We start from the raw sequence: 20,502 nt of genomic DNA, 5'->3' as shown, positions 1-20,502 counted from the left end.
CTGCACGAGCCCAGCCTGACCCACCGACCAAGGTCAGCGACGGACCCCGGTCGGCGTTTTGTTCAGCAGTCTCCTAGCCCACGAGCGGACGCAGCGTCTCGCCGGCGAGGGTCACGACCCCCGGGACGTGGCCGTTGACGACCATGTTCACCGTGAGCCCGCCGATGCCGGCGTCGATGACGTCGGTCTTCAGCTGGTCGGCGACCTGCTCCGCCGTCCCGGCGAAGATCCGCGCGCGGCGCTCCGGCGGCACCTGGGCGAGGAAGCCCTCGGCCTGCGCCGCGTTCTCGGCGATGAAGACGAACCCGAGATAGCTGGTCTCGATCGAGCCCGGGTCGCGGCCCGCCTCCTCGCAGCGCTGCGCGAGCGCGGCGAGCTTGCGGGGGATGTCCTGCTTGTCGCAGATGATGTTCATGTGGTCGGCGAACAACGCGGCCAGCCGGAACGTCTTCTGCTCGCCCGAGCCGCCGAGCATGACGGGGATGCTCGGGCGCAGCCGCGGCTCGTTCATCGCGTTCTGCACGTGGTACCACCGGCCGTCGTACGTGGGGTTCTCCCCGCGCAGCATCGGCGTGATGATGTTCAGCGCCTCCTCGAGACGCACGAACCGGTCGCTGAAGGTGCCGAACTCGATGCCGTAGTCGAGGTGCTCGCGCTCGAACCAGCCGGCCCCGATCCCGAGGACCGCGCGGCCGCCCGAGACGACGTCGAGCGTCGTCACGGTCTTCGCGAGGACCGCGGGGTTGCGGTACGTGTTGCCCGTGACGAGCGAGGAGAGCTGGATCGTCGACGTCGCACCCGCGAGTGCGCCGAGCGCCGTGTAGCACTCGAGCATCGGCTGGTCCGGCGTCCCGATCCCGGGCAGCTGGTAGAAGTGGTCCATCACGAGGACGGTGTCGAATCCCGACGCCTCGGCCTCCCGGGCCTGGGCGACGACCGTGGGGAAGAGGGCGTCGACGCCCGTCCCGTAGGAGAAGTTGGGGATCTGGTACCCGAGTCGAAGGCTCACCGGCGGAGCGTAACCCGGGGTGGCTCGGCGAGGGACCCGGGGACGGGCGGCGCGTCCCGGCCGAGCAGCCGGCAGGCCGTGGCGAGCACGTCGTCCCACGCCGGGTCGCAGTCGGCGGCGAGCAGCAGCCGGGCGGCGTGGACGGCGGCGCCGACCCGCTCGTCGCGGTCCAGCCCGTCGGCGGCACCGAGCAGCGGGACCGCCTCGAGGACCTGCGCCACGATGTCGTCGCCCGGCAGCGGCCGGCTGGGCGCCAGGTACGGGTCGACGGCGTGCAGCGACACGTCGGCGGCACCGATCCGGTCGAGCCGGGCGGTGACCCGGGTGACCGCGTGCACGAGGCGTTCCGCACGCCGGCGCTGCGCCTCGCAGGCGGCCGGACCGGTGGCGGGCCGCCGCAGGCGCCGCTCGCGCAGGCGGTCGAGCAGCGCCGTCCGGCGGCCGTCGGGCGTCGTCGTCTGGTCGGCGTACGTGACGACGTCGGAGAGCGTCGGCTCGGGGTGGGGCAGGCGGCCGAGCCGGGCCAGGTAGGCGTCGGCGCCGGGCAGCAGGGCCGCCTCGGAGTGGTGGGCGACCACCCCGGCGACGTCGGCCGGTGCGCCGTGCGCACGCAGCCACTCCGCGCCGTCCAGGGGGTGGAAGCCGGTGCTGCGGACCACCTCGGCGTACCCGATGTCGTGCAGGACGGTCGCGCTGAGCAGGATCTCGAGCCGGTCCGGGGCCACGGTCTCGGAGGCGGTCAGCGCGACGGCCGCCGCGGTCCGCAGGTGGCGCAGCCGTTCCGGGGAGCCGACGAGGAGGACCGCCGCGAGCCGCTCGGCGGCGACGACGTCCGGCAGCGCCCGGACGAAGGCCGAGATCTCGACCGGCTCACCGGGTCGCGACCCCGTGACACCGCTCCACGACCTGCGCCGCACGCCCACCGGGTGGTCCTCCGCTCGCCCCGGGACCGCCGTCGGCGGCGTCCCCGTCCCCATCGTCACGCTCGTACCGATCGGGCGGAACCCGACCGCGAGGCGTGCATCGCGGTTTCATCGCCACGTCGCCGACCGTTCATCGGGAGGGCGGCGCACCGGGCCTCAGGCGCTGAGCGCGGCCTCGTCGGCTCCGCGCAGCGAGACCGCGTGCGGGGAGCGCTCGCCGGCGTAGTCGCGGTCGAGGTCACGCAACTGGGCGTCCGCGGCCCGCTCGACGAGGACGGGCAGGTACGTCCGTACCCTGGCGTCCGCGTAGCCCTCGAACAGCCGCGCGACGAGACGCTCGACCGTCTGCGGTGCGAAGAGCGGGTGGCGCACCGCGAGGGTGGCCGAGAGACGGCGGATCTCCTGGTCGACGTCCATGGTGCGACCTCCGGGCGGCTGTGACATGGAACCGTTTGCAGTCTAGGCACGCGCCGTTCACCGTCGTCAGGGCGTTCAGCGAACGTTCACCAGGACGACGGCGTGGCGCCGGACACAGCACGCCACGTGGTCGGGGCGTCCCGCTGTCATGAGCGGTCCGACCTGCCCGTGGACGTTCGCGCAAGCCCGAGGAAGCAAGCCCGAGGAAGAAGGACGCATGACGACCGCCGCGACCACCCGCACCCGGATCCACCCCTCGGCGGAGGTCCATCCTTCCGCCAGGGTCGGGGACGGCACCTCCGTGTGGCACCTGGCGCAGGTCCGCGAGGACGCCGTCCTCGGCGAGGACGTCGTCGTCGGGCGAGGTGTGTACGTCGGCACAGGTGTCCGGGTGGGGTCCCGCTGCAAGATCCAGAACTACGCGCTCGTCTACGAGCCGGCCGTCCTCGAGGACGGCGTCTTCGTCGGCCCCGCGGTCGTCTTCACGAACGACCACAACCCGCGGGCGGTGACCCCGGACGGCGACCTCAAGTCGGCGTCCGACTGGGACGTCGTCGGGGTGACGGTGCGCGAGGGCGCGTCGATCGGCGCCCGTGCCGTCTGCGTCGCCCCGGTGACGGTCGGCCGCTGGGCGCTCGTCGCGGCGGGCGCGGTGGTCGTCGACGACGTCCCGGACCACGCGCTCGTCGTGGGCGTGCCCGCGCGCCGGATCGGCTGGGTCGGCCGGGCCGGCGTCCGGCTCGTTGCGAGCGGCACGACGGACGGCGGGCAGCGCTGGGTCTGCCCGCAGACGGGCGAGTGCTACGTCGAGGGCCCGGACGGGGTCACGCGCGTCGAAGGCTGACCGCGCCGGCCGGCCGGCCGCGGGCCCGCGGGGTCAGGGGGCGCCGATGACGCGCCGCGTGACCCCGGCCCACAGCGCGGGGTCGGTGACCCGGCGGCCGTCGACGAGGGTCCGGACGCCGGGCAGGTCCGCGGGGGTCAGCGCCCGGTACCCGGCGTGGTCGGCCTGGACCACGGCCGCGTCGACGGGGGTGCCGAGCGCGTAGGGCGTGAGCCCCAGCCGCTCCAGCTCGTCGTCGGTGTAGAGCGGGTCGTGGACGACCGGCTCGGCGCCGCGGCCGGCGAGCGCCTCGACCGTCGGGAAGACGCCGGAGAACGCCGTCTCCTTGACGCCGCCGCGGTAGGCCGCGCCGAGGACGGCCACCCGCTGCCCGGCGAGGTCCCCGTGCGCCGCCTCGAGCAGGTCGACCGCGTGGTCGGGCATCTCGGCGTTGGCCCTCCGGGCGGCCCGGACGACGGTCGCGTCCGGGTCGTTCCACAGGTACAGGCGCGGGTAGACCGGGATGCAGTGGCCGCCGACCGCGATGCCGGGGGTGTGGATGTGGCTGTACGGCTGACTGTTGCTCGCCTCGACGACCTGCATGACGTCGATGCCGTGGGCGCCCGCGAAGCGGGCGAACTGGTTGGCGAGCCCGATGTTCACGTCCCGGTACGTCGTCTCGGCGAGCTTGGCCATCTCGGCCGCCTCGGCGCTGCCGAGGTCCCACACGCCGTTGCCGCGGGCGAGGTCCGGGCGCGGGTCGAAGTCGAGCACCGCCTCGTAGAACGCCGTGGCCCGGGCAGCGCCCTCGGCGGTCAGACCGCCGACGAGCTTGGGGTACTTGCGCAGGTCGGCGAAGACCCGCCCGGTGAGCACCCGCTCCGGGCTGAACACGAGGTGGAAGTCCCGCCCCTCGACGAGGCCGGACCCGTTCTCCAGCATGGGCTTCCAGCGGGTCCGCGTGGTCCCGACGGGCAGCGTCGTCTCGTAGGCGACGAGCGTGCCGGGGGTCAGGCACTCGGCGAGCGAGGCCGTCGCGGCGTCCATCCAGCCGAAGTCGGGTTCCGCCGTCCGCTCGTCGACGAACAGCGGCACGACGAGGACGACGGCGTCGCTGCCGGGGACGGCGTCCTTGTACTCCGTCGTCGCCCGCAGCCGGCCGGCCGCGACGTTCTCCGCGAGCAGCCGTGCGAGGTCGTGCTCGCCCGGGAACGGCTCGCTGCCGGCGTTGACGAGGCCGACGACCCGCGGGTCGACGTCGACGCCGACGACGTCGTGCCCCTTCGTGGCGAACTGGACGGCGAGCGGCAGGCCGATCTTGCCGAGTGCGACGACGGCGATCCTCACGAGGCCCCTTCGGGTCGGTGCGCCGGTACGGGCCCGGCATCCGCGTGCGCCCGGACGACGCGCCCGGACGGTGGGTCACCGTAGTGCGGGCGGACCCGTCGCAGATGAACAGGAACCGACGCCGCAGGCAATGGCAGCCGACACGTCGGGGACCTGCCTGACTCCCCGGGGAACAGCGGACGACGCACCGGGGAACACCTGTCGACGCAACCCTTCCGCGGCGGGGCGGCCCTCCTGCGCTGCCTACGCTGGATCCGGCCGGGCGCGCCCCGGAAGACCCCCGAAGGTGTCCATCCCGATGAAGATCGTCAGCGTGGTCGGAGCACGGCCCCAGTTCGTCAAGCTCGCACCGGTCGCACGGGCCCTCGACGAGGCAGGGGCGGAGCACGTCATCGTCCACACCGGGCAGCACTACGACGCGGCGATGTCCGACGTCTTCTTCGACGACCTCGCCATCCCGGTGCCGGACGTGCATCTCGGAGTGGGCTCGCTGCCGCACGGCGCCCAGACCGGTGCGATGCTCGCGGCCCTCGAGCCCGTGCTCGCCGGCAGCGCCGCGGACTGGGTGCTCGTCTACGGGGACACGAACTCGACGCTCGCCGCCGCGCTCGCGGCCGTGAAGCTGCACCTGCCGGTGGCGCACCTCGAGGCCGGCCTGCGCTCCTTCAACCGCCGGATGCCCGAGGAGCACAACCGGGTGCTCACCGACCACGCCGCCGACCTCCTGCTGGCCCCGACCGCCGCGGCGATGACGCACCTCGCGTCCGAAGGGCTGTCGGCGCGCAGCGTGCTCGTCGGCGACGTCATGACCGACGTCTGCCTGCGGACGCGCGACCAGGTCGCCGACCGGCCGTCGCCGGTGCCCGAGGACCTGCGGGGGTCCGGGTACGTCGTCGCGACGGTGCACCGGGCGGAGAACACCGACGACCCGCAACGGCTGGCCGCCGTCTGCGACGCGCTCGCCCGGCTCCCCGTGCCGGTCCTCCTGCTCGCCCACCCGCGGCTCGTCGCCCGGGCCCGCGAGCACGGCATCGCGCTCGACCGCGGACGGGTCCGGGTCAGCCCCCCGCTGCCGTATCCGCAGACCGTGGCCGCCGTCGTCGGCGCCCGCGCCGTCGTCACCGACTCCGGCGGTCTGCAGAAGGAGGCGTTCCTGCTACGGACGCCGTGCGTGACGCTGCGGACCGAGACGGAGTGGACCGAGACGCTCGCCCTCGGCTGGAACGTCCTCGCCGAACCGGCGGACCTGCCGCAGGCACTGGCCCGGCTCGACCCTGCCCCGACCGACGCGACCCCGTACGGCGCCGGGACCGCCGCGTCCGCGGTGGCGACGGCGCTCGCCGCACGACGGGTCACGGCCCGGGTGTGACGGCCACCGACATGCCCGCCCAGGACTGGCTGCGCGCGGTCGACGACGACAGGACGCGGACAGCGGCCCTGCGGCAGGCCCCGCTGCTCGTCGACAGGCTGCGCCGCGACGGCCGGCAGGCGGAGGCCGTCGACGTCGTCGACCGGGCGCTGCGTCACGCCCGCGGCTCCGATCTGCTGGCCCGGCTCGGGGGCCAGCAGGCCCTGCTCGCCCTCGACCTCGTCGACACGTCCGCCGGCAGCACGTCCGCCGACGGGCCGAACAGCACGGGCGCCGAGCGCGTCGACCGGGCAACGATCCTCGCGGCCGCCCGGACGCTCGCGGACGCCGCCGACCGGGCCCTCGCGGTCGGGCGCGCGGCGGCCGCCGCCGACCACCTGCTCCAGGCGCTGCACGTCCTGCTGCACCGCAGCCTGCACACCCTCGACACGCCGTCCCCGCTGTCCCACAAAGGCTCCGGCTGGCTCGACCCGGTGATCCGGTCCGCCGCCTACACCCGCCTCCACCAGCGCACGCAGGCCGCCGAGGGTGCTCCGGCCCCCGTCGACCGGCCGCGGGTGCTGCTCGTGACGGACGGCAACGCGCACTTCCTCGGGGAGGTCGAGAGGGGGCTCGTCGGGGCGGGCGCCCGGGTGACCCGCCTCGACCTCACCGGGCCGCGGGCCGACGGGCTCGTGCCGGCGCCGGTCGTCCTGGCCCGGGCCCGGCTGGGGGACCCGGCGGCAGGTGCCGCGGTGGACGCGTCAGCGGCCGCCCCCGAGGTCGCCGCGCTCCTGCGCGAGGCGGACGTCGTCGTCGTGGACTGGTGCACGGCGGCCGCGGTGTGGGCGAGCCTCGTCGTCCCGCCGGGCGCCCGCCTCGTCGTCCGGCTGCACAGCGTCGAGGCCTTCTCCGTCGAGCCGCATCTCGTCGACTGGTCACGCGTCGACGACGTCGTCCTCGTCGGGGGCCAGCTCGAGTCCCTGGTCCGGCACGTCGTCCCGGCCCTCGCCCCGGCGAGGACACGTCGGGGCGGGCCCCTGGTGCACGTCGTCCCGAACCCGGTCGCCCTGGACGGTCCGCCGCCGGACGGCCACGCGTCCCGCGCCGAACGGCCGGACGCCGCGCGGACGGTCGCAGTGGTCGGCTGGGCGCAGCCGGTCAAGGACCCGTTGTGGGCCCTCGAGGTGCTCGACGAGCTGCGCCGGCACGACCCCCGGTGGCGGCTGCTCCTCGTCGGCGCGGACTACGCCGACCCCCAGCTGCCGCCCGGGCGCCGGTACCGGGCGGAGGTGCTGCGCCGGATCGCCGCTGCGGGGGACGCCGTGATCCGCACGGGGTGGACCGCGGACCTGCCGGAGGTGCTGCGCGACGCCGGGTACGTGCTGTCGTCGAGCCGGCGCGAGTCGCACGGGGTGGCGTTCTGCGAGGCCGTCACGGCGGGCTGCCTGCCCGTGGCGCGGGACTGGCCGGACGTCGCGGAGTTCGGCGGCGCGGGCGAGGTCTTCCCGGCCGAGTGGGTGGTGCGGTCGCCGCAGGAGGCGGCCGCCCGGGTCCTCGCCCTCGCCGCGGAGCCGGACGACGTCCGCACGCGGACCGCGGCGCAGGCCGCCGGGCTGGTCCGTGCCCGCTACGGCTCGGCCGCCGTCCTGCCGCGGCTGCTCGACGTCCTCGTGCCGCCCGCCCGCACCGGGGCGGACGGCGCCCGGCCCGGCACGCGGCCGCACCTCGTCTACGTCGCCATCGGCTTCCCGCCGGCGGCGAAGAGCAGTGCCTACCGGATGCGGGCCACGGCCAACCTCTTCGTCGACCGCGGCTGGGACGTCACCGTCGTGACGATCGACCGGCACGCGTGGGACCTCGAGTACGGGCTGGACCTCAGCCTCCTCGACCTCGTCGACCCGCGGGTCCGGATCGTCGAGCTCCCGCTGCGCCGCGCGGACCTCGACCCCGACGTGCGCGGGTACTCCTGGTTCCGGGCCAGGCACCCGGCCCGCTGGGTCCGCCTGCGCCACCGGCTCGACACGATCCCGTTCCCGGAGAAGGTCTTCGGGCCCTGGCGGCGCGCCCTCGAGCGCGGGACCGAGGCCGTCGTCCGGGACCGCCCGGCAGACCTGCTCCTGGTCTCCCCCGCCCCGTACACGACCCTCGCCGTCGCCCGGCACGTGCGGCGCAGGACCGGGACGCCGTACGTCGTCGACTTCCGCGACGGCTGGTCGGTGGACGTCCTCGGTGCGGGCGAGGCCTTCGGCACGCGCACGCGGCGCGGGCGCTGGGAGCGACGCGTCCTTGCCGGGGCCGAGGCGGTCTGCACCGTCAACGAGCCGATCGCGCAGTTCTACCGCGACCGGTACCCGGAGCTCGCGTCCCGGGTCCACGTGGCCCGCAACGGGTTCGACGCCGACCTCGGTACCGACCTCGCGGTCGCCCGGCGCCCGGACCCGGCGGCCGGCCTCGCGTTCGGGTACCTGGGCACGGTGAACCTCACGCCGGCCCACCTGTCGCTCGTCGTGGACGCCTGGGTGGCCGCCCGGCAGCGCGACGAGGTGCTCGCCCGCTCGACGCTGACCTTCCGCGGGCACGTCGGGGCGGGCTGGGCGGCCGGCGCGAACGGCAACGCCGCGGTGATCGCCCGGGCCGGGGTGCACGGCGTCACCTACGGCGGACCGGTGGCGAAGGCCGACGTGGCGGCGACCTACGGCCGGTGGGACGCACTCCTCCTCGCCCTGGCCGGAGGCCGTTTCGTGACCTCGGGAAAGGTGTACGAGTACATGGCGACGGGCCTGCCGGTGCTGTCGGCGCACGAGATGCCGCACGCCGCGCAGGACGTCCTCGAGGGGTACCCGCTGTGGGTCCGGCCGCCGGCGCTCACGGCGGAGGCGCTGCGCGACGGCTTCGTCGAGACCGCGCGCCGGGCCCTGTCGGCGTCCGAGGCGGACCGCGCCGCAGCCCGCGACCACGCGGGCCGGTTCGAGCGCAGTCTCCAGCTGGACCCGGTCGTCGCGATGCTCGACGACCGGTTCGGGCGGCGGAACCCGTTGCAGCACACCCAGGACGTGCCACCGCCGGCAACCCCTGCCGCAGCCCGCCCCACCCCCGCGGGGGTGTCCCGATGAGCCCCGACGCGGCGCCCCGACCCGTCCGGGTCGTCCTCGTGGGGGTCGTCGCGCCGACCCGCACGGCCCTGGAGATCCCGGTGGCGGCGCTCGTCGCCCGCGGCGCCGAGGTCCTGGCCCTGCTGCACACGCTGCCCGAGGCACGGGTCCTGACCGGCCTGGGCCTGCACGGGCACCGCCGGCTCGTCCTCACGCGGTCCTCCCGCCCGGCGGCGCCGACCCGCTCGCCGGTCCGCCGTCTCCTCGACGCCGGGACCTACCGCGCGCTGCGGCTGCTCGACCTGCGGTCGTCGGCGGGCGTGCGCGCCTTCCGGGCGGCCCGGCGGGACCCGCAGTCGCGTGCGGTCCTCCGCGACGCGGACGTGCTCGTCGCGCTGGACCGGGTCGCGGTCTACCCCGTGTGGCGCTTCGCGCGGGCGGGCCGCAGGCCCGCGTTCTACGGGATCCCCGCCGCCCTGCGCCACCTGGACGCGGCGGCACCGGCCCGCCGGCACGAGGCCCGGGCACGCCGGACGACAGGCCGTGAGGCCAGGCAGGAAGTCTCGGGATGAGCGAGCAGCAGGACGGCGTCGTCGTCCTCATGATGGTCGACAACTCGATCGACGGGGACGGCCGGGTGCAGAAGGCGGCCCGCGCCATGGCGGACGCGGGGCACCGGGTCACCCTGCTGGGGCAGGCCGTCGGCCCCGGGGACGAGCGGCCGCTCGGCGCCGCCACGGTCCGTCGCGTGCCCGTGCGGTTCGCCAGGGAGCAGGCGCAGCGGCGCGCCCTGGACCGGTACCGCCGCATCGCCCGCAAGCTCTCCCGGGCCACCGGGGCGCTGCGCGGCCGGGCGGCCGACGGGGGGCCGGCCGGCGCAGGTGCGCGGCCGCCGCGCGCGCTCGACGACACGGTGCTGGACGCCGCCCGCGCCCGGTTCTGGCGCGCGCTGCGCGGGGACCGGTGCTGGGCGCGGCTCGAGCCCCGGCTGCTCGACTACGAGCGCGCGTACTGGCCGGTCGTCGACCAGATCCGGCCGCAGATCCTCCACGCGCACGACTACCGGATGCTCGGGGTGGCCGTCCGGTCGGCCCGCCGGCTGCGCGCCAAGGGCGTCGACGTGCGCGTCGTCTTCGACTCCCACGAGTTCCTCCCGGGGGTCGGTGGCCCGACGCTGCGCTGGCGGATCGCCTACGAGGCGTACGAGGCCGCCCACATCCACGAGGCCGACGCCGTCGTCGCCGTCTCCCCCGAGATGGCCGAACGGATCGCCGGGCACCACCGTCTGCCGGTGCTGCCGAGCGTCGTCATGAACGCCCCGCCGGCGAGCGGGTCCGCGTCCGGGTCGGGGGACGTGCGCACCACGCTCGGGCTCGCCGACGACGTCCCGCTGCTCGTCTACATCGGGGTGAGCGCGGCCAAGCGCGGACTCCTGCCGACGGTCGAGGCCCTGGCCGACCTGCCCGGGGTGCACCTGGCCCTCCTCACCCGCCGGAACGACTACGTGGACCTGCTGGAGAAGACCGCGGCCGGGCTCGGGGTGGCGGACCGGCTCCACGTGCTCGGCTACGTGCCCGTCGAGGACGTGGTCCCCTTCGTGCGCACCGCGTCCGTCGGCGTCCAGTCGATGGTCCACGTGGAGAACTACGACGTGACGATCGCGACGAAGTACTTCGACTACGCACGGGCGAGGCTCCCCGTCGTGCAGAGCGACGTCCGGGCGATGGCCGCGCTGACCCGCGAGCTCGGGAACGGGGAGGTCTTCGTCGCCGAGGACCGGGACTCGTTCGTGACGGCGACCCGCACGGTGCTCGCGGACCTGCCCCGCTACCGGGCGGCGTACGACCGGCCCGGCCTGCTCGAGGACTGGACCTGGGAGCGGCAGTCCGAGGTCCTCGCCGAGGTGTACCGCCGCGTCCTCGCGACGACGCCCGGGACCCCGGTGCAGCCGGTCCGCACGATCGGCCGCTGACGGTGGGGCCCTCGCCCGGCGGGGAGGCACTGCGCGCGCTGCGCCGGCGGGCGGGCGGCGCCCGTCGGGCGCTGACCCGCGCCGTCGGTCTGCGCGCCGGAGCCGGCGGGTCGCGGGCGGAGGCCGTCCTCGCGGCCCTCGACGCCGGCGTCCTGCCGCCCGGCCCCGACGAGGTCACCGAGGCGGTCGCCGCCTGTGCCGCGGAGGCGGACGCCGCGCTGGCCCGGTCCGGACCGGCCTCGGCGGCCGGGCCGCTCGCGCGGGCCGCCGCGATCGCCTTCCACCGGACGCTGCACTTCGACGGGACGTCCTCGCCGCTCGTCGACTCCTCCAACGCCTTCATGCAACCGTTGCTCGGCAGCACCGCATGGACGCGGGCGACCCGGCCGCTGCCCCCTCGCAGGCAGCCCCCCGCCGCCGCGCCGACGGACCGGCCGCACCGGCTGCTCCTGGTGACGCTCAAGAACTGGAAGTTCCTCGAACCGGTCGCGGCGCAGTACACCGGCAGGCCCGGCGTCGAGGTGCGCCGGCTCGACCTCGCCGACCTGCCGGGGCTGCCGCTCTCGCCGCTGCAGCAGCTACGGCTGCGGCTCACCGGCCCCGACGACGCCCGGTCGCTGCCGTGGGCGCGCCCGCTCGCGGACGCGGTGGACGGTGCCGACACGGTCTTCCTCGACTGGCTGCAGCGCGGGGCCGTGCTGCTGTCCGCCCTGGACCCCGGCCGGGCCCGGGTCATCGTCCGGCTGCACAGCTTCGAGGCGTTCACCGTGTTCCCGCACCTCGTCGGGTACGACCGGGTCGACGACCTCGTCGTCGTCGGCCCGCACCTGGGCCGACTGCTCGACCACCTCGTGCCGGAGGCCGCCGCGCCGCGCCGCCACGTCCTGGCGAACCTCGCCGACCTGCAGCGGTTCGCCCGTCCGAAGCCGGACGACGCCCGGTTCACGCTCGCCGTCGTCGGGTACGGCGTCGTCGCGAAGGACCCGCTGTGGGCGGTCGAGACGCTCGCCCTCCTGCGCAGGCACGACCGGCGCTACCGGCTGCTCCTCGTCGGGGAGGACCTCGACCCGGCCGGGCCGGCCGGCGCGGCGGGCTACCGGCGCCGGCTCGAGGAGCGGCTCGCCGCACCCGACGTCGCCGGCGCCGTGGAACGGGTGCCTTTCACCCCCGACGTGCCGGACCTGCTCCGCCGGGTCGGCGTCGTCGTCTCCTCCAGCGTGCGCGAGTCGTTCCACCTCGGCCTCGTCGAGGGGGCGGCGTCCGGTGCGGTGCCCGTCGTCCGGGACTGGCCGCTCTTCGCCGCCGTCGGCGGCCCGCAGGACCTCTTCCCGGCGGACTGGGTCACGCCGGAGCCGGCCGCGGCCGCAGCCCGCGTGCTCGCCCTCACCGCGGACGTCGCGACCTGGCGCGCGGCGGGGGCCGCGGCCGCCGGGTGGGTCCGCGACCGGTACGACGCCCGGACGACGCAGCCCAGCTACGACGACCTCCTGCTGGGTCGGTAGCGGGGCCGGTCGCGGCAGCGGCGACGTCGTCCGGGTGCGGTCAGACGGCGAGCGCCGGTGCCACCGCGGGGCCGGGGACCGGCCCTGCGAGCAGCGGGCCGTCCGCCCCGAGCGCGGACGGCCGGCCGGTGAGCGCCGACTCGAGGCAGGCCTCGGCGACGGCCACGGTCGTGAGGCCCTGGCGCAGCGTGACGACGTCTGCGCCGAGGCCCAGGACGGCGTCCCGGAAGGCCTCGTGCTCGGTCCGCAGCGGCTCGGGCTTGGGGATCGCGTAGCGGACCATGTCGCCCTCGGCGACCCCGCGGAACGTCGCGAGGTCGTCCCACTGGGTCGGGATGACGCCGTTGGCGTGGAAGGTCAGGTCGGCGGTGAGGGTGTCCGCGACGAACGCGCCGCGCTCCCCGGTGACGACCGTGACCCGCTCCTTGAGCGGGGACAGCCAGTTCACGAGGTGGCTGGTCACCGCACCGTTCTCGAGCTGGCCGACGACGGCGACGAGGTCCTCGTGGGCGCGGCCGCTCTTGTGCAGCGTCCGGGCCGCGACCGAGGTGAACCGGGAGCGGGTCACCCAGGCGGTGAGGTCGATGTCGTGCGTCGCGAGGTCCTTGACGACGCCGACGTCGGAGATGCGCGCCGGGAACGGGCCCTGGCGGCGGGTGACGACCTGGTAGACGTCGCCGAGCTCGCCGGCCTCGAGGCGCCGCCGCAGGCTCTGCAGCGCCGGGTTGAACCGCTCGATGTGGCCGACCGCGCCGACGAGGCCGCGGGACTCGAACGCCTCGACGATCCGCAGGCCGGACGCGACGTCCGGGGCGAGCGGCTTCTCGACGAGGACGTGCACACCGGCCTCGGCGAGGACGAGCGCGGTCTCCTCGTGGAAGGCCGTCGGCACGGCGACGACGCAGTAGTCCACCCCGGCGTCGATGATCCCCTGGACGCCGTCGTGGAGCGGGACGCCCGTCGCGGCCTGGTGCGGGTCGCCACCGGGGTCCGCGACGGCGACGAGCTCGACGCCCTCCAGCGAACGGAGCACGCGGGCGTGGTGGCGCCCCATCATCCCGAGGCCGACCAGCCCGGCGCGCAGCGCGGCCATCAGGCACCCGCCCCGGCGACGGCGTTCACGGCGGAGACGACCTGCTCGAGCTCGGCCTCGGTGAGCCCTGGGTGGACGGGCAGCGAGACCACCTCGCGCGCGGCCTTCTCCGTGGCGGGCAGGTCGAGGTCGAGCCCGAAGGACGCGAGCCGGTGCACCGGCACCGGGTAGTAGACGCCGCTGCCGACACCGCGGTCGGCGAGGGCCGCGACGAACGCGTCGCGGTCGCCCGGGACCCGGACGGTGTACTGGTGGTAGACGTGCGTCGCACCGTCGACGACGGTCGGGGTGACGACACCGTGCAGGTTGTCGTCGAGGAACGCGGCGTTCTTCTGGCGGCGTTCCGTCCACTCCGGGAGCCGGCTGAGCTGGACGCGGCCGATCGCGGCGTGCAGGTCGGTCATCCGGCAGTTGAAGCCGACGACCTCGTTCTCGTAGCGGCGCTCCATGCCCTGGTTGCGCAGCAGCCGCACCGCCCGGGCCAGGTCCTCGTCGGCGGCCGACACCATGCCGCCCTCGCCGGCCGTCATGTTCTTCGTCGGGTAGAGGCTGAACATCCCGAAGCGCCCGAAGGAGCCGACGGGGCTGCCCTGCCAGGTCGCGCCGTGGGCCTGGGCGGCGTCCTCGAAGAGCGCGAGGCCGTGCCGCTGCGCGACGGCACCGAGCGCCGTCATGTCGGCCGGGTGGCCGTAGAGGTGCACCGGCATGATGCCGACGGTGCGCGGCGTGACCGCGGCCTCGGCGGCGGCCGGGTCGAGGCAGTACGTCACCGGGTCGATGTCCGCGAAGACCGGGGTGGCCCCGGTGAGCGCGACGGCGTTCGCGGTGGCCGCGAAGGTGAACGACGGGACGACGACCTCGTCGCCGGGGCCGACGCCGGCGGCGAGCAGCCCGAGGTGCAGGCCGGCGGTCCCCGAACCGACGGCGACGCAGCGGCGGCCGGCGACGAGCGCCTGCGCGAACTCGGTCTCGAAGGCGGCGACCTCCGGGCCCTGCGCGATCATCCCGCTGCGCAGGACACGGTCGACGGCCGCCCGCTCCTGCTCACCGAGGAGGGGCTTGCCGACCGGGATCATCGGGGACATCGGGGATGTGGTCCTTTCGGTTCGTTGCTGCAGAGGGTGTTCCGGCTCGGCGGTCCGGGCCCGGGCGGTCCGGGTCACGAGCGGCGGCGGCCCAGGGCCGCGACCCGGCCGGCGAGGTCGGCGTAGTGGTCGGTGCCGTCGCCGAGCGTGCGGGCGAAGGCGCGTGCGGCCTCCCGCAGCCGTTGCGGTTCGGCGGGGTCCGCCGTCCAGCGACGGAGCACGGCGGCCGCCTCGGCGGCGTCGGCGACGACGACACCGGCACCGCTGCGCCCGACGATCTCGACCATCCGCGGGCGGGGCGTGACGATGACCGGCAGCCCGGAGCACAGGTACTCGTACACCTTGCTCGGCAGGGCGTCCCGGAAGGCGGGGGTGTCGTCGAGCAGGCACAGCCCGGCCCACGCGTCGGCCACGGGGTGCCAGGCCTCGCGGGGCGGCCGGCGGCCGTGCCAGCGCACCCGGCCGGCCGCGGACGACGTCGCGCGCCAGGTCTCGAGGCGGTCCTGGTCCTCACGGGCGACGGGTCCGACGACGTCGAGGGACCAGCCGGGGGCCTGCTCGACGGCCTCGAGCATCGTGTGCAGGCCGCGGCTCGCACGCACGTCCCCGACGTACACCAGCCGCGGGGCCGGTGCCATCGGCGCCGGCTGCGGCAGGTGGACGGCGGTGGGCAGGTTGCGGACGACGACGCGCCGGCCCGCGCCGTCGCGCGCGTCGGCGACGACCAGCGGCGGGACGTGGTCGTCGGCGACGACGACGAGGTCTGCGCGGCCGGCGGCCCGCACGACGAGGCCGACGCCGAGCCGGACGAGGCGGCCGAGACCGCGTGCGGCCCAGGCCCGGTCGCGCAGCAGGGCCGCGTAGTCCTCGTGCAGGTCGACGACGAGCCGGCGCCCGGTGAGCCGGGCCCGGACGAGCGCCGGCAGGACGAGCTCGGGGTCGACGACGAGCAGCACCCGGCCGCTCGCGCGCCACGGCAGCGCCGTCGCGTGGAGCAGGCGCCGGACCAGGCCGCGCGGCCGGTCCCAGGTGCGCACGTGCACGCCGTGCGGGGCGTCCCCGGCAGCACCGAGCCCGAGCACCTCGACGCGCAGGCCACGGGCGAGGGCCCCGCCGACCTCGCGGTGCAGCCGGGCGTCCGCGACGTCGTGCCCCGAGGTGATCAGGGAGACGTCCGGGGCGAGCGCCCGCGGACGCGGCCGCGCGAGGGCTGCGTTCATGACCGACCCCGGACTGGACATGGCCTCCGCCTCGCGCGCGGGCCTGGTGCCCGCGACGTGCCCCAGGCAACCAGAGCCAGGCGCTGCACAGACGGACCGAAGGTGAGCAGGAGCCGAACACGTTGTGGCGCAACGCTCTCCGGCGGCAGGAGGTCGCCCGTGCGAGATCGTCCGTTCACCTGCTGGTCAGCGCCTGTCCGATCGGAGCCGCCGTCGGCCGGCCCGGCTCAGACGTCCTCCTGCGTGACGGCCGTGGCCCCGACCTTGAGGAAGCGCCGGTAGGCCGACACGACCTTCGCCGGGTCGCCGCGCTCGACGAGCGCCCCCTTGTCGACCCACATCGCCTCGGTGCACAGCTGCGTGATCGTGCTCAGGCCGTGGCTCACGAGGAAGATCGTCCGCGCCTGCGCGCAGAGCTCCTGCATCCGGGCGAAGGACTTCTCCTTGAACCGGGCGTCGCCGGTCGACAGGGCCTCGTCGACGATGAGGATGTCGGGCTCCATGTGGACCGCGACGGAGAAGGCGAGCCGCGCGTACATCCCCGAGGAGTAGGTGAGCATCGGCATGTCCATGAAGTCCTCGCCGAGCTCGGCGAAGTCCGCGATCTCGGTGTACCGGCGGGCGATCTCCTCCCGGTCGAGACCCGCCGCGAGGCCGCCGAGGGTGACGTTCTGCCGGCCGGTGAGCTTGGCGTTGAAGCCGACGCCGAGCGCCAGCAGGGTGCTGACCCGGCCGTGGACCTCGATCCGGCCCTGCGTGGGCGGCAGGATCCCGGCCAGCGCCCGCATCAGCGTCGACTTGCCCGCCCCGTTCGCCCCGACGACACCCACGACCTGCCCCTGCAGGACGTCGAAGCTCACCCCGCGCAGGGCGTGCACCTCGCGGACGACCCGCTCCCCCCGACCCAGCCGGCGCAGGCGGCGGGCGACGGTCGGCCGGCGCTCGAGGCTCGCACGGTAGGTGACGTGGAGGTCCTCGACGCGGACGCTCAGCGGTGCCGGTACGTCGACCGGCGGGGTCTCGAGGAAGGCCTCAGAGGCGGACAGCGAACTCACGCTCCCGGGACAGCAGCGCCCACGCGCCGACGAGGAGGGCCACCACGGCCCAGGCCGCACCGGCGCCGAGCATCCACGCCTGCGGGGCGCGACCCTCGACCACGGCTTCGGACCAGGAGCCGAGCAGCGGGAACAGCGGGTTGGCCCACCGCAGGAACGCGAGGCTGCCGCGCACCTGCTCGGGGAGCCAGAGCACGGGGCTCAGGTAGAGCCAGACCCGCATCGTGTACGGCAGGAACGACTTCGTGTCGCGGAAGTAGAGGTTCACCGTCGCGAGCAGCATCGCCAGACCGGTCGCGAAGACGAGCACGAGCGCGAGCGGGACGACGCCCCAGAGCATCTGCCACCTGACGGGCTGCCCGGCCAGCACGTGCACGACCGCGTAGATCCCCAGCGAGGGCAGGAACCGCAGGAAGCTCACGAGCACCACGGAGATCGGCAGGAGCATCTTCGGGAACGCCGTGTTGAGGATGAGCCGGCTGCTCGACAGGATCGACATCGCGCCGCCGATGACCGCGCTGGAGAAGAAGTAGTAGAGGAACAGCCCGGCCATGATGTGCGCCAGCCGCGCTGCGCCGCCGGGGCTGCCGGACAGGATCGACGTGAGGACGTAGTAGACGAACGCGAGCAGCAGCGGGTTGAGCACGAGCCACAGCTGGCCGAGCCCGGTGCCGGTGTTCTCGGTCCGGATCTCGGTGCGGGCGAGCTCCAGGGCGAACTGCCTGCGCGCCCACACCTCGCGGGCGTACGGCCCCAGCCGGGGCAGCCCGCGCCGGAACGGCGTGTAGACCTGGACGTCGCTCACCGGGCACCCGCCCGGACCGCGAGGTCGGCACGGACCCGCTGCGGCGCAGCGGTTCCCGCGGCGGCGAGGACGTCGGCGTAGACCTCGAGGAGGACGGCCTCCTGCTCCTGCCAGGACCACGACCGGAGCACGTCGGCGTGCCGGTCGTACGCGGCGCGGTACCGCTGCGGGTCGGCGGTCACCGCCGCGACGGCACGCACGAGGTCCGCGACGTCCTCGGCGACGAAGACCTCGCCGTTGCCGAGCGCCCTGGTCGTGGTGCCCATCGTCTCGGTGTCGCTGGAGATGATCGGCAGGCCCGCGTGGGCGTACTCGAGGTACTTGGTGATGAGCGCGATCTCGTGGTTGGGGAAGTGGTGGATCGGGACCAGCCCGGCGGTGGCGCTGCGCAGGAACGGCACGACGTCCTGCGGTGGCACGTAGGGCAGCACGTGCACCCGGTGCGCGACCCCGGCCTCCCGGGCGCGGGCGGTGATCTCCTCGGCCCGGCGGGGGTGCGAGATGACGAGCGCGAGGTGCACCAGCGGCAGGTGGACCAGCGCGTCCACGACCGTGTCGATGCCGCGCTGCGGGGCGGCGCTGCCGCTGTACACGAGGAGCGGGACGTCGTCCGCCAGCCCGCAGACCGCGCGCAGCCCGCCGTCCGGCGCCGGCCCGTCGGGCTCGAACTGCGGGGCGTTGAGGACGACCCGGGGCCGCCGGGGCAGCCGGTAGCGGTCCTGGAGCATGTCGGCGAGACGGTCGGAGACGGTGAGGACGGCGTCCGCCCGGCCGATGTACTCGGCCTCGTGGCCGGTGTTGGCGGCCCGCCAGCGCGGGGTCTTCGAGGCGACGCCCGCGACCCACTCGTGGACGTCGTAGACGACCGGCACCCGCCGGCCGAGGGCGGCGGCCCGTGCCGCAGCCCTGGCCGCCACACCGCACATCCGGAAGTCGTTGGCGTGCAGCAGGTCCGGCGCGAGCTCGTCGAGGCACGGGCCGAAGCCGAGCTCGACGTCGAGCAGCACCGGGTCGAGCCCGCGCCAGGCGCCCGGGCCGCGCAGCGCCGTCCGCAGCCGGGTCCCCGCCCGCACTGCGAGACCGTCGTCCCGCTTGACCCGCTCGCTCAGCGCGCGGAACCCGACCTGCCGGAACCGGTGCAGCAGCCACCTGGCGCGCAGCGGCACGGTCTCGGCCTTGAGCGAGAGGTCCTTCGCGCGCCCGCGCCAGCCCGCGATCTCCCCGCTCTGGCGCAGGATGAGCTTGCGGGCCCGCAGGTCGGCGGTCAGGGCCTTGAGCCGCAGCCCGCGGCGGGCGTTGTGGTCGACCGACGGGTACGCGAACGGGTAGCGCCACCGTCCCCGGGGGACGCGGCGGGCCAGGCCCAGGAGCTGGAAGGGCGCCTCGACCCGGCGCACCTCGACGGTGACGTCCCCGGCGCCGATCGTGAACGTGTCGGCGGCACCGGGCGCCCGCCCGACGAGGACGACCCGGTACCCGGCCGCGGCCGCCGCCAGGGCGCACTTCTGCACGCGCGAGTCACCGACGACGTGGTTGTCGACGATGACGGCGAGCAGGGGTGCGGGGCGGGTCGTCGGGTCGTTCTCGGTCATGGGACGCGGCTCCTGGTGAGGTGGTTCGGTCCGGTGGGCAGGCCGGCGTAGACGTCGAGGAGCATCCGCTCGTCGGCCGGCCACGTGAGCGATGCCGCCGCGACCCGGACGGCGGCGGCGTAACGGTCGTACCCCGCGAGGACGTCGGCGACGGCCGCCACGAGAGAGGCGGGGTCACCGGGCCGGTAGAGGGCTCCGAGCCGGTACCCGCGCACGAGGGTCGCGAGCTCCCCGACGTCCGTCGCGACGACGGGGACCCCGGCGGCGACGGCCTGGAAGAGCTTGTTGGGCATCGCGAGCCGGTGGTTCGGCCAGCGGTCGGAGTGCGTGACGAGGGCGACCCCGGCACCGCGCAGCAGCCACGAGACCTCATCGGCGGGGACGGCGTCGAGCACCCGGGCGGCACCGGGGTCGAAGTCCCGCAGCCATGTCTCGTCCGCCGGCCCGAGGATGTCGACGGGCAGCGGGAGGTCCCGGCTGGCCGCGGCGACGACCTCGAGCTCGCGGTAGGGCGCCAACCGCCCGGCGTAGAGCAGCCGGGCCGGGACGAGCGGTGCCGTCGGCGGCGGAAGGACGGCGAACGTGTTGCGGACGACGCGGACGTCGCGCCAGCCGTAGGCGTCCTCGAGCGCCTCGGCGACACCCTCCCCGACGGTCACCACGGCGTCGGCCCGGCTGCCGAGCCGGGCCTCGGTGCGCCGTCCGCGGGCGTCGCGCAGCGGCGTCGGCCGCCCGACGACGGGCCGGCCGAACCACAGCTCGTGGCTGTCGTAGACGAGCGGCACGCCGTGCTCGCGGGCGAGCCGGTCGCCGAGCTCGAGGGTGTTGAAGTCGTGCGCGTGGACGACGTCGAACCTGCGGTCCGTGGCGTCGGCGTAGGCCTCGCGGGCCCAGCGGCCGAAGGCGCGGGCACGATGCTCGGGCAGCAGCAGCCAGCGGGCGCCGCGCCACCAGAGGGGACGCGCGCGGCGCGCGGCGCTCGTCGGGACCACGGCCCCGGGGGTCTCCGGGCGCGACGCTCGGGCCCGGCGCCCCGCGGAGGAGACCGTGACGCCGTCCGGCGGGGCGAACCCCGGCGGCACCCCGAACCCGACCACGTGGACGGCGTGCCCCGCCCGGACGAGAGCGGTCGCCTCGCGCAGCACCCGGGTGTCGTTCGCGACGGCGGTCGCGACGAGCATGAGGACGCGCACTCCCACCCTCTCCGCCCGGTCGT

At 75.7% G+C, this 20,502-nt stretch carries 17 protein-coding genes; 6 read left to right on the top strand and 11 right to left on the bottom strand.

What is annotated here, in order from left to right; all coding sequences use genetic code 11:
* Positions 1-73: 73 nt before the first annotated feature.
* From EDJALFJO_RS15575 to EDJALFJO_RS15565, 3 genes are all read right to left on the bottom strand, one after another.
* Positions 74-1,009 (bottom strand): LLM class F420-dependent oxidoreductase, encoded by a 936-nt coding sequence (locus EDJALFJO_RS15575; protein ID WP_088286824.1) that lies wholly within the window; start codon positions 1,007-1,009, stop codon positions 74-76.
* Positions 1,006-1,932: an HD domain-containing protein gene (locus EDJALFJO_RS33565; RefSeq protein WP_158220452.1), complete on the bottom strand. Its 927-nt coding sequence runs from the start codon at positions 1,930-1,932 to the stop codon at positions 1,006-1,008. The genes EDJALFJO_RS15575 and EDJALFJO_RS33565 overlap by 4 nt, the downstream gene beginning before the upstream one ends.
* Positions 1,933-2,088: 156 nt before the next feature.
* Positions 2,089-2,349, bottom strand: coding sequence for a three-helix bundle dimerization domain-containing protein (locus tag EDJALFJO_RS15565; protein ID WP_088286822.1), 261 nt, complete (start codon positions 2,347-2,349; stop codon positions 2,089-2,091).
* Positions 2,350-2,566: 217 nt separating this feature from the next.
* Between EDJALFJO_RS15565 and EDJALFJO_RS15560 the strand changes: the two genes are divergently transcribed.
* The gene (locus EDJALFJO_RS15560) at positions 2,567-3,193 is read left to right on the top strand and encodes a DapH/DapD/GlmU-related protein (RefSeq protein WP_088286820.1); all 627 of its coding nucleotides are present in this window, start codon (positions 2,567-2,569) and stop codon (positions 3,191-3,193) included.
* A gap of 33 nt (positions 3,194-3,226) precedes the next feature.
* On the opposite strand, the gene EDJALFJO_RS15555 is transcribed toward EDJALFJO_RS15560, so the two are convergent.
* Positions 3,227-4,519 (bottom strand): nucleotide sugar dehydrogenase, encoded by a 1,293-nt coding sequence (locus EDJALFJO_RS15555; protein WP_088286818.1) that lies wholly within the window; start codon positions 4,517-4,519, stop codon positions 3,227-3,229.
* A 298-nt stretch (positions 4,520-4,817) separates the two neighbouring features.
* Between EDJALFJO_RS15555 and wecB the strand changes: the two genes are divergently transcribed.
* From wecB to EDJALFJO_RS15530, 5 genes are read left to right on the top strand one after another with little or no spacing between them, the layout of a single operon-like run.
* Positions 4,818-5,888: a non-hydrolyzing UDP-N-acetylglucosamine 2-epimerase gene (gene wecB, locus EDJALFJO_RS15550; RefSeq protein ID WP_088286816.1), complete on the top strand. Its 1,071-nt coding sequence runs from the start codon at positions 4,818-4,820 to the stop codon at positions 5,886-5,888.
* Positions 5,885-8,983 (top strand): glycosyltransferase, encoded by a 3,099-nt coding sequence (locus EDJALFJO_RS15545; protein ID WP_088286814.1) that lies wholly within the window; start codon positions 5,885-5,887, stop codon positions 8,981-8,983. Before wecB ends, EDJALFJO_RS15545 begins: the two co-directional genes overlap by 4 nt.
* Positions 8,980-9,534, top strand: a complete 555-nt coding sequence (locus EDJALFJO_RS15540; protein WP_088286812.1) for a hypothetical protein — start codon at positions 8,980-8,982, stop codon at positions 9,532-9,534. Before EDJALFJO_RS15545 ends, EDJALFJO_RS15540 begins: the two co-directional genes overlap by 4 nt.
* On the top strand, positions 9,531-10,934 hold the full coding sequence (locus EDJALFJO_RS15535) for a glycosyltransferase family 4 protein (RefSeq protein ID WP_088286810.1): 1,404 nt from the start codon (positions 9,531-9,533) through the stop codon (positions 10,932-10,934). Before EDJALFJO_RS15540 ends, EDJALFJO_RS15535 begins: the two co-directional genes overlap by 4 nt.
* 2 nt (positions 10,935-10,936) lie before the next feature.
* A complete protein-coding gene (locus tag EDJALFJO_RS15530; RefSeq protein ID WP_088286808.1) occupies positions 10,937-12,436 on the top strand; it encodes a glycosyltransferase in 1,500 nt (499 codons plus the stop codon).
* 40 nt (positions 12,437-12,476) lie between these two features.
* Here EDJALFJO_RS15530 and EDJALFJO_RS15525 read toward each other — a convergent pair whose 3' ends face one another.
* The 7 genes from EDJALFJO_RS15525 to EDJALFJO_RS15495 form a co-directional block, all read right to left on the bottom strand.
* The gene (locus EDJALFJO_RS15525) at positions 12,477-13,529 is read right to left on the bottom strand and encodes a Gfo/Idh/MocA family protein (protein WP_088286806.1); all 1,053 of its coding nucleotides are present in this window, start codon (positions 13,527-13,529) and stop codon (positions 12,477-12,479) included.
* Entirely contained in the window at positions 13,529-14,614 is a 1,086-nt protein-coding gene (locus tag EDJALFJO_RS15520) for a DegT/DnrJ/EryC1/StrS aminotransferase family protein (RefSeq protein WP_088286804.1), read from the bottom strand. Before EDJALFJO_RS15520 ends, EDJALFJO_RS15525 begins: the two co-directional genes overlap by 1 nt.
* A 74-nt stretch (positions 14,615-14,688) precedes the next feature.
* Complete coding sequence (locus tag EDJALFJO_RS15515; protein ID WP_198950341.1) at positions 14,689-15,855, bottom strand: glycosyltransferase; 1,167 nt, start codon at positions 15,853-15,855, stop codon at positions 14,689-14,691.
* 206 nt (positions 15,856-16,061) lie between these two features.
* Positions 16,062-16,889 (bottom strand): ABC transporter ATP-binding protein, encoded by an 828-nt coding sequence (locus EDJALFJO_RS15510; RefSeq protein WP_198950340.1) that lies wholly within the window; start codon positions 16,887-16,889, stop codon positions 16,062-16,064.
* Positions 16,867-17,694 carry an ABC transporter permease gene (locus tag EDJALFJO_RS15505; RefSeq protein WP_088286800.1) on the bottom strand — a complete coding sequence of 276 codons (828 nt, stop codon included), beginning with the start codon at positions 17,692-17,694 and terminating at the stop codon, positions 16,867-16,869. The genes EDJALFJO_RS15510 and EDJALFJO_RS15505 overlap by 23 nt, the downstream gene beginning before the upstream one ends.
* Positions 17,691-19,286, bottom strand: a complete 1,596-nt coding sequence (locus tag EDJALFJO_RS15500) for a glycosyltransferase (RefSeq protein WP_088286798.1) — start codon at positions 19,284-19,286, stop codon at positions 17,691-17,693. The genes EDJALFJO_RS15505 and EDJALFJO_RS15500 overlap by 4 nt, the downstream gene beginning before the upstream one ends.
* Positions 19,283-20,485, bottom strand: a complete 1,203-nt coding sequence (locus EDJALFJO_RS15495; RefSeq protein WP_198950339.1) for a glycosyltransferase — start codon at positions 20,483-20,485, stop codon at positions 19,283-19,285. Before EDJALFJO_RS15495 ends, EDJALFJO_RS15500 begins: the two co-directional genes overlap by 4 nt.
* Between the last annotated feature and the right edge of the window lie 17 nt (positions 20,486-20,502).

Origin of the sequence: Kineosporia sp. A_224, from assembly GCF_002198655.1 — a bacterium.
GTDB lineage: Bacteria > Actinomycetota > Actinomycetes > Actinomycetales > Kineosporiaceae > R-H-3.
Note: the sequence above shows the minus strand (reverse complement) of the source record. Positions and strands in the feature narration are given on the sequence as shown.

Bases quoted from the DNA above. Each gene is read 5' to 3' on its own strand.
- EDJALFJO_RS15565 (WP_088286822.1), bottom strand. From the start codon at position 2,349: ATGGACGTCGACCAGGAGATCCGCCGTCTCTCGGCCACCCTCGCGGTG.
- EDJALFJO_RS15560 (WP_088286820.1), top strand. From the start codon at position 2,567: ATGACGACCGCCGCGACCACCCGCACCCGGATCCACCCCTCGGCGGAG.
- wecB (WP_088286816.1), top strand. From the start codon at position 4,818: ATGAAGATCGTCAGCGTGGTCGGAGCACGGCCCCAGTTCGTCAAGCTC.
- EDJALFJO_RS15540 (WP_088286812.1), top strand. From the start codon at position 8,980: ATGAGCCCCGACGCGGCGCCCCGACCCGTCCGGGTCGTCCTCGTGGGG.
- EDJALFJO_RS15535 (WP_088286810.1), top strand. From the start codon at position 9,531: ATGAGCGAGCAGCAGGACGGCGTCGTCGTCCTCATGATGGTCGACAAC.
- EDJALFJO_RS15525 (WP_088286806.1), bottom strand. From the start codon at position 13,529: ATGGCCGCGCTGCGCGCCGGGCTGGTCGGCCTCGGGATGATGGGGCGC.
- EDJALFJO_RS15520 (WP_088286804.1), bottom strand. From the start codon at position 14,614: ATGTCCCCGATGATCCCGGTCGGCAAGCCCCTCCTCGGTGAGCAGGAG.
- EDJALFJO_RS15515 (WP_198950341.1), bottom strand. From the start codon at position 15,855: ATGTCCAGTCCGGGGTCGGTCATGAACGCAGCCCTCGCGCGGCCGCGT.
- EDJALFJO_RS15500 (WP_088286798.1), bottom strand. From the start codon at position 19,286: ATGACCGAGAACGACCCGACGACCCGCCCCGCACCCCTGCTCGCCGTC.